The 13,652-nt window shown below is 71.4% G+C and carries 13 protein-coding genes; 10 read left to right on the top strand and 3 right to left on the bottom strand.

The annotated features are described in order from the left end of the window. The first annotated feature begins 1 nt into the window (after position 1). Entirely contained in the window at positions 2-1,441 is a 1,440-nt protein-coding gene (locus ESP57_RS15875; RefSeq protein WP_129232242.1) for a dihydrolipoamide acetyltransferase family protein, read from the top strand. A gap of 66 nt (positions 1,442-1,507) precedes the next feature. Further along, complete coding sequence (locus ESP57_RS15870; RefSeq protein ID WP_165877501.1) at positions 1,508-1,819, top strand: 4a-hydroxytetrahydrobiopterin dehydratase; 312 nt, start codon at positions 1,508-1,510, stop codon at positions 1,817-1,819. Positions 1,820-1,883: 64 nt separating this feature from the next. On the opposite strand, the gene ESP57_RS15865 is transcribed toward ESP57_RS15870, so the two are convergent. Next, the gene (locus ESP57_RS15865; RefSeq protein WP_056013663.1) at positions 1,884-2,366 is read right to left on the bottom strand and encodes a GNAT family N-acetyltransferase; all 483 of its coding nucleotides are present in this window, start codon (positions 2,364-2,366) and stop codon (positions 1,884-1,886) included. Further along, positions 2,345-3,013, bottom strand: a complete 669-nt coding sequence (locus ESP57_RS15860; RefSeq protein ID WP_082571594.1) for a TetR/AcrR family transcriptional regulator — start codon at positions 3,011-3,013, stop codon at positions 2,345-2,347. Before ESP57_RS15860 ends, ESP57_RS15865 begins: the two co-directional genes overlap by 22 nt. A gap of 104 nt (positions 3,014-3,117) precedes the next feature. Between ESP57_RS15860 and ESP57_RS15855 the strand changes: the two genes are divergently transcribed. Beyond that, on the top strand, positions 3,118-4,725 hold the full coding sequence (locus ESP57_RS15855) for a carboxyl transferase domain-containing protein (RefSeq protein ID WP_115962575.1): 1,608 nt from the start codon (positions 3,118-3,120) through the stop codon (positions 4,723-4,725). A 20-nt stretch (positions 4,726-4,745) separates the two neighbouring features. Here the strand turns inward: ESP57_RS15855 and ESP57_RS15850 are convergent, their stop codons facing one another. After that, positions 4,746-5,462, bottom strand: coding sequence for an MBL fold metallo-hydrolase (locus tag ESP57_RS15850; protein WP_129232240.1), 717 nt, complete (start codon positions 5,460-5,462; stop codon positions 4,746-4,748). Positions 5,463-5,566: 104 nt separating this feature from the next. On the opposite strand from ESP57_RS15850, the gene ESP57_RS15845 reads away from it, so the two are divergent. The 7 genes from ESP57_RS15845 (at position 5,567) to ESP57_RS15815 (ending at position 13,633) form a co-directional block, all read left to right on the top strand. Next, entirely contained in the window at positions 5,567-6,208 is a 642-nt protein-coding gene (locus ESP57_RS15845) for a TetR/AcrR family transcriptional regulator (RefSeq protein WP_129232239.1), read from the top strand. Between the two features lie 121 nt (positions 6,209-6,329). Beyond that, positions 6,330-8,402 (top strand): ATP-binding protein, encoded by a 2,073-nt coding sequence (locus ESP57_RS15840; RefSeq protein WP_129232238.1) that lies wholly within the window; start codon positions 6,330-6,332, stop codon positions 8,400-8,402. Continuing rightward, positions 8,399-9,577, top strand: a complete 1,179-nt coding sequence (locus tag ESP57_RS15835; protein WP_129232237.1) for an acyl-CoA dehydrogenase family protein — start codon at positions 8,399-8,401, stop codon at positions 9,575-9,577. The genes ESP57_RS15840 and ESP57_RS15835 overlap by 4 nt, the downstream gene beginning before the upstream one ends. Before the next feature lie 13 nt (positions 9,578-9,590). Further along, entirely contained in the window at positions 9,591-10,166 is a 576-nt protein-coding gene (locus ESP57_RS15830; RefSeq protein WP_115962590.1) for a MaoC family dehydratase, read from the top strand. Next, positions 10,163-10,978 (top strand): HpcH/HpaI aldolase/citrate lyase family protein, encoded by an 816-nt coding sequence (locus ESP57_RS15825; RefSeq protein WP_129232236.1) that lies wholly within the window; start codon positions 10,163-10,165, stop codon positions 10,976-10,978. Before ESP57_RS15830 ends, ESP57_RS15825 begins: the two co-directional genes overlap by 4 nt. A gap of 102 nt (positions 10,979-11,080) precedes the next feature. Then, on the top strand, positions 11,081-12,166 hold the full coding sequence (locus ESP57_RS15820) for an aldo/keto reductase (protein ID WP_243648560.1): 1,086 nt from the start codon (positions 11,081-11,083) through the stop codon (positions 12,164-12,166). An 81-nt stretch (positions 12,167-12,247) separates the two neighbouring features. Next, positions 12,248-13,633, top strand: coding sequence for a M16 family metallopeptidase (locus tag ESP57_RS15815; protein WP_129232235.1), 1,386 nt, complete (start codon positions 12,248-12,250; stop codon positions 13,631-13,633). Positions 13,634-13,652: the final 19 nt, after the last annotated feature.

Here is a 13,652-nt window from a genome sequence, read left to right as displayed (position 1 = left end):
CATGATCCGCGACTTCCCGCTGCCCGACCTCGGCGAGGGACTCACCGAGTCCGAGCTCGTCGCCTGGCGCGTCGCCGTCGGCGATCGGGTCGAGCTCAACCAGATCATCGCCGACGTCGAGACGGCGAAGGCCGTCGTCGAACTGCCGTCGCCGTACGCCGGCGTCATCACGGCGCTGCACGCGGCCGAGGGGGAGACCATCGACGTCGGCGCCCCGCTCTTCTCCTGCGACACCGGCGAAGCGGATGCCTCGAGCCCGGCTCCGATCGCCGGCTCCGCGTCGCCCGCTGCGCAGACCGCACAGCCCGCTCCGGTCGCCCAGGCGGCGCCGGCATCGTCGGGCCGCGACGCGGATGCCGCGGCCGGCTCATCCGCGGCCGACGCCGCGCCCGGTCCGAATCTCGTCGGCTACGGCGCTGCTGCCGAGACCGGCCCGAAGCGACGCGCCCGCCGCTCGGCGCTCGCGGCCGACCTCGTGCCGCCGGTTCCCGAGGTGCAGCCGGCCGAGCCCGCGGCCGTCGCAGCGCCGGCCGCCGCAGCGACCCGCTCCGAACGACCGCGGTCGACGCCGCCCGTGCGCAAGCTCGCTCGCGACCTGGGCCTCGACCTCGAGACCATCGAGGGCAGCGGCGCTCGCGGCCTGATCACGCGAGAAGACGTCGAGCGCGCGGCATCCGCTCTCGCGATGCCGGTGCCCGACGACGTGTCGTCGCTCACGGCGCCCGGCCGCACCGATGCGCCCGCCGAGACGCGGATCCCCATCAAGGGAGTGCGCAAGCACACGGCGGCGGCGATGGTGCGGAGCGCGTTCACCGCGCCGCACGTCACCGAGTTCCTCACCGTCGACGTGACGGCCACGATGGAGCTGCTCCGTTCGCTCCGTGACGATCGCGAGTTCGCCGGGCGCAAGGTGACACCGCTCACGGTCGTCGCGAAGGCGCTGTGCCTGGCCGCGCGGCGCACCCCCGAGGTCAACTCGCGCTGGGACGAGGAGGCGCAGGAGATCGTGCGGTTCGGCGGGGTCAACCTCGGCATCGCCGCGGCGACCGAGCGCGGCCTCGTCGTGCCGAACGTGAAGGCGGCCGATCGGATGTCGCTCGGCGAACTCGCCGACGCGATCGCCGCGCTCGCCGAGACCGCCCGTGCCGGGCGCACGAGCCCGGCCGACCTCTCGGGCGGCACGATCTCGATCACCAACATCGGCGTCTTCGGCATCGACGCGGGCACGCCGATCCTGAACCCGGGGGAGGCGGCGATCCTCGCGATGGGCGCCGTACGCCGCCAGCCGTGGGAGTACCGCGGCGAGATCGCGCTCCGCGAGGTCATGACGCTGAGCCTGTCGTTCGACCACCGGCTGGTCGACGGGGCGCAGGGCTCCCGCTTCCTCGCCGACGTCGGTGCGGTCCTCCGGGAGCCCGGGCGCGCGCTGACCATGATGTGAGGAGCCGGCCCGGCCCGACGTGATCGCCGCTGGCGGCACCGGCGCCCCGGCGAGAGGATGGTGGGCATGAACGCACGCAGCATTCTCTCCCCCGGGGAGACCGCCGACGAGCTCGCCGGCTCGGCCTTCGTCCATGACGGCGACCGGCTCGTCGCGACGTACTCGACCGCCGACTTCGCGAGCGCCGTGCGCGTGCTCGACGCCGTCGCCCTCGTCGCCGACGAGCTGAACCACCATCCCGACGTGCAGCTCGGCTGGGGACGCGTCGGCTTCGAGCTGAGCTCTCACGACGTCGGCGGCGTCACCTCGCGCGACCTCGAGCTCGCGGCGCGCATCTCGGGCATCGCCGCGGAGCACGGGGCTCGCGCGGGCGATTGAGCCCGTCGAGCGGAGCGGCACTCGAGCGGGGCGCCGCATGTCGAGCCGCGGAATCCGCTCGCCGTCAGTCGAGCGTGTAGACGCGTTCCTCGATCTCGACGTCGCGAGCGTTCGCGAAGCTCGACCCGGCGCCGACCTGGCGGAACCCGAGGCGCTCGAGTATCGCGATCGAGGGTGCGTTGTCGCTCGCGACGCGGGCGCGCAGCGGTCGTTGCGGCAGGGTCTCCACGAACAGGTGCACGGCGCGAGTGGCGATGCCCTCGCCCCAGTGTGAGGGGTCGATCCAGCACGTGATCTCGGCCACGCCGTCGTCGAACCACTGGGCGACGCTGCCCGCGATCTCGCCGTCGGCCCGCACCGTGCGGGCATCGACCGTCGGGTCGTCGAGGAGCCGCCGCCAGTGGGCGTCGAACATCGCGCGATCGCTCGGGTCGGGCGGGGTGAACGCGGCCATGCGCACGGCGGTGGGATCCTGCTCGAATCGGAACAGAGCGTCGAGATCGCCCACGCGGGTCGCGCGCAGGGTCACGACATGAGGCTCGCCCATGTCATTTCCTCCAGGATGCCGCGGATGGTGCCGTCGGCGGGTCTGCGTCCAGGGATGCGGGCGCTGTGCGGAGTGGAGTTCAGGAGACCGAAGGCGGCGTGTGCCCGGATCCTGAGCTCCGTCTCGGCCCGATCGGGCCGGAGTCTTGCGAGGGTGTCGACCCAGTGCTCGACGTACTGTCGCTGGAGGAGGCGCACCTCGTGCCGGGCGCCGAGGTCGAGCTGCTCGAGCTCCCGGTCTTGCACGAGGATGACATCGGCGTCGCCGAGGGCGAAGTCGACATGGAACGCGATGAGCTCACGGAGCGAGACAGCCGGGTCGGATGCCTCGACGAGCACGCGTTCGGCTCCGTCGAGGAGCGTGCGGCTCGCACCCTGGAGGATCGCGGCGAGCACCGCGGCCTTGCCCGGGAAGTGCCGGTAGACGGCGGGGCCGCTGACGCCGACCGCAGCGCCGAGGTCTTCGATGGTGACACCGGCGTACCCCCGCTGGGCGAAGAGCGTCGCGGCGGCGGTGAGGATGGCCTGACGCCGGTCGGCTTTCTGGCGGCTGCGTTCGGTCGCGGTCGCGGCGACGGTGACCGCCGCAGGCGACTCGTCGGCGCGCGCGTCGCCGAGGATCTCGGCCGTGCTCGGTGTGGTTGCCATCTCGGTTAATGCTCGCTAACATCGGGAATCGAGTTAGTGCACACTAACCGAAATCCTGCGCCGGCCACAAGTGGGCGCGCCGTCGACGAAGACTGGTGGCACGAATGCCGATCCTGCAGACGAGCATCGACCCGAGCGGCGATGCCGCACGCTCCAACGCCGAGGCGCATGCGACGCTCGTCGCCGGCCTGCGCGAGCGGCTCGCTGCCGCGGCGCTCGGCGGCCCCGAGTCATCCCGCGACCGTCACGTCGCGCGAGGCAAGCTGCTGCCGCGCGACCGGGTCGACCGCCTGCTCGACGAGGGGAGCCCCTTCCTCGAACTCTCGCCGCTCGCGGCCGAGGGCCTCTACGGCGGCGACTCGCCCGGGGCCGGCATCATCACGGGAGTGGGCCTCGTGCACGGTCGCCCCGTGCTCGTCGTCTGCAACGACGCGACGGTCAAGGGCGGCACCTACTACCCGATGACCGTGAAGAAGCACCTGCGCGCGCAGGAGGTCGCGAAGGAGCAGCGCCTGCCGTGCATCTACCTCGTCGACTCGGGCGGCGCCTTCCTCCCGCTGCAGGACGAGGTGTTCCCCGACCGCGAGCACTTCGGCCGCATCTTCTTCAACCAGGCACAGCTCTCGTCGATGCGCATCCCACAGCTCGCGGCCGTGCTCGGCTCCTGCACGGCGGGCGGCGCCTACGTTCCGGCGATGAGCGACGAGACGGTCATCGTGCGAGATCAGGGCACGATCTTCCTCGGCGGACCGCCGCTCGTGAAGGCCGCGATCGGCGAGGTCGTCACTCCCGAAGAGCTCGGCGGCGGCGAACTGCACTCACGTGTCTCAGGGGTCACCGACCACCTCGCCGAAGACGACGAGCACGCCCTCGAACTCGTGCGCGACATGGTCGCGACGCTCCCCGAGCCCGCGCCGAGAGCCTGGACCGTGCGCGAGCCGAGGCCGCCGGCCGTCGACCCGTCGACGCTCACCGCAGCCGTGCCGGTCGACGTGCAGCAGCCCTACGACGTGCGCGAGGTCATCGCCCGCCTCGTCGACGGCAGCGAGTTCGCCGAGTTCAAGCGCGAGTACGGCGACACCCTCGTGACGGGCTTCGCCCACATCGACGGGCACCCCGTCGGCATCGTCGCGAACAACGGTGTGCTCTTCTCGGAGTCGGCGATGAAGGGCGCGCACTTCATCGAGCTCTGCGACCAGCGCGGCATCCCGCTGCTGTTCCTCCAGAACATCTCGGGCTTCATGGTGGGCCGCGACGCCGAGGCCGGCGGCATCGCCAAGCACGGAGCGAAGATGGTCACCGCGGTCGCAACGACCCGGGTGCCGAAGTTCACGGTCGTCATCGGCGGCTCGTTCGGGGCCGGCAACTACTCGATGTGCGGCCGGGCGTACTCGCCCCGGTTCCTCTGGATGTGGCCGAACGCCCGCATCTCGGTGATGGGCGGTGAGCAGGCGGCATCCGTGCTCTCGACCGTCAAGCGCGACCAGCTCGCGGTGAAGGGCGAGACCTGGTCGGATGCCGCGGAGCAGGCGTTCAAGGATCCGATCCGTGCCCAGTACGACGACCAGGGCAGCCCGTACCACTCGACCGCGCGGCTCTGGGACGACGGCATCATCGCTCCGGAAGACACGCGCACGGTGCTCGCCCTCGCGCTCGAGCTCGCGAGCCGCACCCCGCTGCCCGAGCCGGCGTTCGGGCTCTTCCGCATGTAACAGGGTGACGGACCGGCCGATCAGCTCTTCGCCGCCGCCTCGACCTCGCGGATCGCCTCGTCGACCCCGCCGTTCCACGGGGTGCCGTGGCCGGGCAGCACCCAGCTGACCCCCAGCCCCTCGAGTCGGTGCAGCGACGCGAGCGCCTCGGCCGGGTCGTCGGTGAAGGGCGCGGGCTGCGGGCCGGTGGCGCCCGTGAGCACGTGGCGGGTGGTGAGCGCGTCGCCCACGAAGACGGCGTCGGCCACCGGAACGTGAACGGCGATGCTGCCGGGGGAGTGACCCGGCATGCTGATCACCCGCGGTGCGCCCGGCAGATCGAGCACGTCGCCGTCGGTCACCGTGACGACCTCGGTGAGCGGGGTCGTTCGGAGGCCGTTGCGGGTGAGCGCGTACCAGAGGAACTTCGTCGTCGCCCCGAGTTTCATGCCGCCCCACTCGGGCTTCGTCGACTCCTCGCCGCGTGCGCGTGCGGCGTCGGCGGTGTGCACGAAGGCCAGCACGCCGTGCTCGCGGCGCAGGCGCTCGGCGAAGCCGATGTGGTCGGAGTCACCGTGGGTGAGCACCACGCCGCGGATGTCGGCGAGCGAGCGACCCATCGAGGCGAGCTCGGCGGTCAACTCCTTCCACTGGCCCGCGAGTCCCGCGTCGATCACGGTGACGCCCTCGGGGGTGTCGACGAGATAGACGGCGACGATGTCGGAGCCGATGCGGTGGAGGGAGGGGCCGAGCTTCATCAGATGCCTCGCTTGTCGTGAGTGGGTAGCTTGATGGCTATGCTACATAGCTATCAAGGCTAAGCGCAATAGCCTAGAGTCGAATGGTCGAAAGGAACCCGCCGATGCCGACACCCGAACGAACCTCGCTCGACGCCATCGTCGCCGCCGGGCGAGACATCCTCGAGGCCGAGGGGCTCGGCGGGCTCACGATGCAGGCCGTCGCCGAGCGCGTCGGGGTGCGCGCCCCGTCGCTCTACAAGCGGGTGCGCAACCGCAGCGACCTCGTGCGCCTGATCGCCGCATCCGCGGTCGCAGAGCTCGGGCGGCGCCTCGACGCCGAGACGGTTCCGGTCGCCGGTGGCGTCCGCAGTCGCGAGGCGACGGGTGCGACGGATGCTTCGGCGAGCACGGATGCCTCGGCCAGCAGCGGTGCCGAGGCTGCCGAGGTCGCCCGCCTCGCCCGCGTGGTGCGCAGGTTCGCGCACGAGCAGCCGGCGTCGTATCGTCTCGTCTTCTCGCCCGGCGAGGAGTCGGGCCTCGAGGTCGAGACGCTCCGCGAGGCGAGTGCACCGTTGCTCGCCGTCGCGAGCCGGCTCGCCGGCCCCGATCATGCGCTCGACGCCGCCCGCACGCTCACGGCGTGGATCACGGGCTTCGTCAGCATGGAGCTCTCGGGGGCCTTCCGCCTGGGCGGTGACGTCGACCGGGCGTTCGAGTTCGGCGTCGACCGCATCGCCGCGGCACTCGCACCGCGTTCGGGGTGACGGTTCGCCCTCGTGCTTGCGCCCGTGCTCGTGCTTGTGATTTGAGTTAATGCCCGCTAACATCGACTCCAGTTAGTGCGCGTTAACTGAGTTCGCGCACCTCGAGCGCAGGGAGGCGCGAATGGGCACGGTCGACGCCGTCGATGAGGCACGGTCGACTCGTCCGTTCGACCGGGTGCTCGTCGCCAACCGCGGCGAGATCGCCGTGCGGGTGATCCGCACGCTTCGGCGCCTCGGCATCCGCTCGATCGCCGTCTTCTCCGACGCCGACGCCGACGCGCCGCACGTGCGCCTCGCCGACGAGTCCGTGCGCATCGGTCCCGCCGCTGCCGCCGAGAGCTACCTCGACCCTGCCCGCATCATCGCGGCGGCGCGTGAGACGGGCGCCGAGGCCATCCATCCCGGCTACGGGTTCCTCTCCGAGCACGCGGGCTTCGCCGAGGCGTGCCGTGACGCCGGCATCGTCTTCGTCGGCCCCGGGGTCGAGGCCCTCGACGTCATGGGCGACAAGATCCGTGCCAAGCGCCACGTCGAGGCATCCGGGGTGCCGACCGTACCCGGCGTCTCCGATCCTTCGCTCGACGACGCCGCGCTCGCCGCGGCAGGCGAGGCCGTGGGCTTCCCCCTGCTCGTCAAGCCGAGCGCCGGCGGAGGCGGCAAGGGTATGCAGATCGCCCGTGACGCCCGGGAGCTCGCCGCCGCCATCCCCGCGGCCCGGCGCGTCGCACTCGCCGCATTCGGCGACGGCACGCTGCTGCTCGAGCGGCTCATCGAGAGCCCCCGCCACATCGAGGTGCAGGTGCTCGCCGACGACTTCGGCGCGGTCATCCACCTCGGCGAGCGCGAGTGCTCGCTGCAGCGCCGTCACCAGAAGGTCATCGAAGAGGCACCGTCACCGCTCCTCGACGCCGAGACCCGCGCGCGCATCGGCACGGCTGCGTGCGACGCCGCCCGCAGCGTCGACTACCGAGGGGCGGGCACCGTCGAGTTCCTGGTGTCGGATGCCGCGCCCGACGAGTTCTTCTTCATCGAGATGAACACCCGGCTCCAGGTCGAGCATCCCGTCACGGAGCTCGTGACGGGGGTCGACCTCGTCGAGCAGCAGCTCCGCGTCGCGGCCGGTCAACCGCTCACGCTCCGCCAGGCGGACATCGAGCTCACCGGTCATGCGATCGAGGCGCGCCTCTACGCCGAGAGTCCCGAGCGCGGATTCCTCCCGTCGATCGGCGAACTCCTCGTGTGGCGGGAGCCGAGCGGTGCAGGGGTGCGCGTCGACGGGGGCATCCGCTCGGGGCAGGAGATCACGGCCGACTACGACCCGATGCTCGCGAAGGTCATCGCCTACGGCGCCGACCGCGGCGAGGCGATCGCTCGCCTCGATGCGGCGCTCACCGACACCGTCGTGCTCGGCGTCGAGACGAACCTCGGATTCCTCCGCCGGCTCCTCGCCGACCCCGCCGTGCAGCGCGGCGACCTCGACACTGGTCTCATCGACCGCATGCCGGACCCCGAGTCGGATGCCGCGCCGCTCGAGGTGCTCGCCGCGGCCGCGCGGTTCCGCGCCACCGAGGCGATCGACGCCGCACGTGCGGCCGGTGCCCATGCGTGGCAGACGTCACGGGGGTGGCGCCTCGCCGGCTCGAGCGACGCTGTCGCCCTCGGGGCCGCCGACCCCTCTAGTGATGACACAGCACCCGACGTCATCGCGGCCGCAGCCGACGGCGCGGTCTGGCTGCACACCGCCTCGGGCATCTGGCGAGTGCCCGCCACAGGTCGTCGAGCCGCACTCGATGCGCGCCTCGCCATGATCGAACGGGGCGGCCTCGCCGACCCCGAGCTGCGCGCGCCGATGCCCGGCACCGTCACGGCCGTGCTCGTCGCCGATGGCGACACCGTGGCACCGGGCGACGCCGTCGTGGCCATCGAGGCGATGAAGATGGAGCACCGCGTCACGGCATCGGTCGGCGGCATCGTGCGACTCGCGGTCGCGGTGGGGGAGCAGGTCTCGCGAGACCAGTCCGTCGCCCGCGTCGAACCGCAGCCCGAGGCATCCGAGACCGTCTCGTCGACCGCGCAGCCCGAGGCATCCGAGACCGTCAGGTCGAACACATCGCACGAGGCATCCGAGCCCGTGACCGTACCGTCGAACGCGCCCCACGAAGGCGCGCACCCGACTCCGTCCCACCAGGAATGAGGAGCACCACCGTGAGCACCGAGTTGACCGCCGAGGAACAGCAGCTGTACGACATGGTCTGCGAGTTCGCCGACACCGTCGTCGCCCCGCAGTCGTACGAGGCCGATCGCACCCACACGCTCTCGATGGACGTCGTCGCGCAGATGGGCGACCTCGGGCTCTTCGGCCTGCCGTTCCCCGAAGAGGTCGGCGGCCAGGGCGGCGACTACATGGCGCTCTGCCTCGCGATCGAGGCGCTCGCCCGCGTCGACCAGTCGATCGCCATCACCCTCGAGGCCGCGGTCGGCCTCGGTGCCATGCCGGTCTTCCGCCACGGCACCGACGAGCAGAAGGCCGAGCTCCTGCCCGACCTCGTCGCGGGCCGCGCGCTCGCCGGGTTCGGCCTCACCGAGTCCGAGGCCGGGTCCGACGCCGGCGCAACGCGCACGACCGCAGTGCTCGACGGAGACGAATGGGTCGTCAACGGCTCGAAGCAGTTCATCACGAACTCGGGCACGCCCATCACGAAGTTCGTCACGGTCACCGCGGTGACGGGCGAGCGCACGCGCCCCGACGGTTCGGTGTCCAAGGAGCTCTCGACGATCATCGTTCCGAACGGCACGCCCGGCTTCACCGTCGACCCGGGCTACGACAAGTCGGGCTGGCGTGCGTCCGACACGCATCCGCTCACCTTCGAGGACGTGCGGGTGCCCGCCGCGAACCTGCTCGGCGAGCGCGGCCGCGGTTTCGCGAACTTCCTCCGCACGCTCGACGAGGGACGCATCGCGATCGCCGCGCTCGCGACCGGCGTCGCGCAGGGCTGCCTCGACGAGGCGCTCGCCTACGCGAAGACCCGCAACGTCTTCGGCGTGCCGATCGCGTCGCACCAGTACATCGCGTTCACGATCGCCCAGATGCAGGCCCGCGTGTACACCTCGCGGCTCGCCTGGCACGATGCCGCCCGGCGTGTCGACGCGGGCATGCCGTTCAAGAAGGAGGCGGCGATGGCCAAGCTCGTCTCGAGCGACGCCGCCATGCTGAACTCGCGCGATGCCACGCAGATCTTCGGCGGCATGGGGTTCATGAACGAGTCCCTCGTGGCGAGGCACTACCGTGACTCCAAGATCCTCGAGATCGGCGAGGGCACGAACGAGGTGCAGCTCATGGTCATCGCACGCGAGCTGGGCATCGGCTAAGGGGGAACAGACGATGACGGATGCTTCGGCAGAACGGGCGCCGCTCCGCGACGTCGTGCAGCGCGGGCTCTGGTTCGAGGAGTTCGAGGAGGGCGTGCGCTACCTGCACCGCCCCGGCCGCACGGTCACCGAGGCCGACAACGTGCTGTTCACGACGCTCACGATGAATCCGCAGCCGTTGCACCTCGACGCGGCGTGGTCGGCCGAGCAGCCGTTCGGCCAGCGTCTCGTCAACTCGCTCTTCACGCTCTCCACGCTCGTCGGCCAGTCGGTCGGCCAGCTCACGCAGGGCACGCTCGTCGCGAACCTCGGGTTCGGTGCCGTCGCGTTCCCGCACCCCGTCTTCGTCGGCGACACCCTCTACGGCGAGAGCGTCGTCGAGTCGAAGCGCGAGTCGGCCTCCCGCCCCGGTCAGGGCGTCGTGGTGCTCGCGCACACCGCTCGCAACCAGCACGGCGAGGTCGTGGCGACCGCCTCGCGCACGATGCTCGTCTGGCTCCGCGAAGCGGGGGAGCGCATGCCCGCGACCGGTTCGACGACCGGCGCCGAGGATGCGAACGGTGGGAAGAATGCAGAGGTGAGCGGATGACGCACCCGCCCTTCCGCTTCGGCCCGGCCCTGCTCTTCTGCCCGGCCGACCGGCCCGATCGCTTCGCGAAGGCCCTCGATCGCGCCGACGCCGTGATCCTCGACCTCGAAGACGCCGTCGCGGCCGACGCGAAGCACGCGGCGCGACTCGCGCTCCTCAGCACGCCGCTCGACCCCGAACGCGTGATCGTTCGCGTGAATCCGGCATCGAGCCCGGAGTTCGCCGACGACCTCGCCGCCCTCGCCCAGACCGGCTACCGCACGGTCATGCTCGCCAAGTGCGAGGGCACCGCCGACCTCGTCGACCTCGCCGAGTACGAGGTCATCGCGCTCTGCGAGACCGCGCGCGGGGTGCTCGCGGCGAACGAGATCGCGGCGCTCCCGAACGTGTCGGCACTCATGTGGGGCGCCGAAGACCTCGTCGCCTCGCTCGGCGGTTCGTCGAGCCGTTTCGACGACGGTCGATACCGCGACGTCGCGAGGCATGCCAGGTCCCAGGTGTGCCTCGCGGCGGCAGCGCACGACGTCGCCGCGATCGACACCGTGCACCTCGAGATCGGCGATCTCGACGGGCTCCGCGCCGAAGCCGAAGACGCCGTCGCCGTCGGATTCGCGGCAACCGCGTGCATTCACCCGGGTCAGGTCGAGGTCGTGCGCGAGGCGTACCGACCCGATGCCACCCGGTTGGAATGGGCGAGAGCGGTGCTCGACGCCGCTGCCGAGCAGGGCGGCGTGTTCGCGTTCCGGGGCGGGATGGTCGACGAGCCGGTGCTCCGTCAGGCCCGATCGCTCACTCGTCGGGCCCGAGACTGAGCGAAACGATTCGATAACGGTTCACCCGCCGTTCCACGGATCGCACCCTTCGAACGTCGATCGAGACGTATTCTCAGAGTCAATCCTGGGGAGGAGGGGAACGTGGCACGACGACACGTCTATCGGGCGAACGAAGCGAGCGGTGCGGGGGCAGCGCTCGCGCTCGCCGAGTCGCCCGCGCGCGACGAGCCGGCCACGGCCGCCGACCTCTTCGACGGGCTCCACGTCGACGTCATCGCGTCGAACCCGCTCTCCGGCCCCATCATCGTGCCCAAGCGGGTCTCGATCGGCGACTCCGGCATCGAGGTGCACCCGCTCGCGCTCGGCGCCAGCACCTTCGGCTGGACCCTGAGCACCGAGCAGGCGTTCGACGTGCTCGACCGTTTCGCCGGCCTCGGCGGTTCGCTCGTCGACACCGCCGACAGCTACGCCGCCGGTCGCAGCGAATCGATCATCGGCAAGTGGATGGACTCGCGCGGCACTCGCGACCGCATGGCCGTGGCCACGAAGATCGGCCACCACCCCGATCATCGAGGACTCTCGCCCGCCGAGATCTCGGCGGCCGTCGACGACTCGCTGCTGCGCCTCGGCATCGAACGCATCGACCTCCTCTACTTCCACGGCGACGACGGCGAGGTGCCGCTCGAAGAGAGCCTCGGCGCGGTCGACGCCCTGATCACGGCCGGCAAGGTCGGCTCGATCGGTGCCGCCGACTTCACGCCCGACCGTCTCATCGAGGCCCGCGTGCTCGCGGCCAACGGACTGCCGCGGTTCCAGGCGCTCACGACGAAGTACAACCTGATGGAGCGTCTCCCGTTCGAAGGCGCCCCCGAGCTCGTCGCCCATGCGCAGGGGCTCGCCGTGCTGCCGTACTTCGGTCTCGCCAGTGGATTCCTCGGCGGGCAGGTGCGACGACGCGCCGACGTGCGGCATGACGCGAGGGGCGAACGGCAGGCGCGATACCTCGGTCGACGCGGCCACCGCGTGCTCGCGGCGGTCGACGAGATCGCCTTCGCCCACGGCGTGCAGCCGGCAACGATCGCGCTCTCCTGGCTGCTGGCCAAGCCCACGGTCGTCGCGCCGGTCGTCAGTGCGTCGAGGCCCGACCAGGTCGATGCGCTCATGGCCGCGGCATCCGTCGAACTGCAGCGCTCGGAGATCGTCGAACTCGACCGCGCTTCCGCCTGAGCGGCGCGGTGCGCACGCCTCGGCGCGCCCGGGCGTTCGCCCCCCGAGCGCGCCCGACGCGGGTGGCATAGGCTGATCGAGATGAACGGCGCTGTCGACCTCCCACTCGGCCAGGCCGAGCTCTCCTTCACCGCAGCAGGCGACGCGCGAGTTCGGCGCAGCGTGCTCCCATCGGGGGTCCGAGTGCTCAGCGAACAGGTGCCCGGCAGTCGCAGCGCGACCATCGGCTTCTGGGTCGCGGTCGGTTCGCGCGACGAGCAGCGAGCGGATGCCGCGCACCCCGCCACGTACGGATCGACGCACTTCCTCGAGCACCTCCTCTTCAAGGGCACGGCCACGCGGTCCGCGCTCGACATCGCGATCTCCTTCGACGCCGTCGGCGGCGAGCACAACGCGATGACGGCGAAGGAGTACACCTGCTACTACGCCAAGGTGCAAGACCGAGACCTGCCCATGGCGGTCGAGGTGCTCGCCGACATGTTCACCTCGTCGCTGCTCGACCCGACCGAATTCGAGAGCGAGCGCGGGGTCATCCTCGAAGAGCTCTCGATGGCGGGCGACGACCCGGGTGACGTCGCCAACGAGCGCTTCTTCGAGGCGGTGCTCGGCGCCCATCCGCTCGGCCGGCCGATCGGCGGCAACCCCGAGACGATCCGCAGCGCCACGCGCGACGCCGTGTGGGAGCACTACCGTGCGAACTACCGCCCGCAAGACCTCGTCGTCACGGTGGCCGGAGCGGTCGACCACGACCTGCTGCTGACCGAACTCGAGCGGGCGCTCGCGGCAGCCGGGTGGGATCCGCGAGCCGCGGGGCAGCCGGTCGAACGTCGCTCGATCGAGCCCGCGGTGCTCGCTCCAGGAGCCGAGATCTCGGTCGTCGCCCGCCCGAACGAACAGGTGAACCTGCTCCTTGGCGTTCCCGGCCTCGTGGCGACCGACGAGCGGCGCCCGACCATGAGCGTGCTGAACGCGATCTTCGGCTCGGGCATGTCGTCACGCCTCTTCCAGCAGGTGCGAGAGCGCCGCGGGCTCGCCTACTCGGTGTACTCATTCGCTCCGGGCTACTCCGACGCGGGTCTCTTCGGCATGTACGCGGGGTGCGCCCCGGCGAAGGCCGGCACGGTCGCCGCACTCATGCGCGACGAGCTCGAGCGGCTCGCCAAGCACGGCGTGACGGCCGAAGAGCTCCGTCGAGCCTCCGGCCAGCTCGCCGGCGCCTCCGCGCTGGCACTCGAAGACTCCGACACCCGGATGTCGCGGCTCGGCCGCGCCGAACTGACCCTCGGCGAGTTCGTCGACCTCGATGAGGCCCTCCGTCGCATCTCACTCGTCACCGCCGACGACGTGCAGCGACTGGCCGGCGACCTCGTCGCGCGCCCGTTCTCGCTCGTCGCCGTCGGCGCGATCGACGAGACCGCCTTCACCGGAGCGACCGCCGCGGTCGCCCCGCACTCCGACGTCGCCTGACCGCGACTCCCGCCCTCCA

The organism is Agromyces fucosus (genome assembly GCF_004134865.1).
Taxonomy (GTDB): domain Bacteria; phylum Actinomycetota; class Actinomycetes; order Actinomycetales; family Microbacteriaceae; genus Agromyces; species Agromyces fucosus.
The sequence above is the reverse complement of the archived record's forward strand: the minus strand, read 5'-3'. Positions and strand labels throughout refer to the sequence as shown.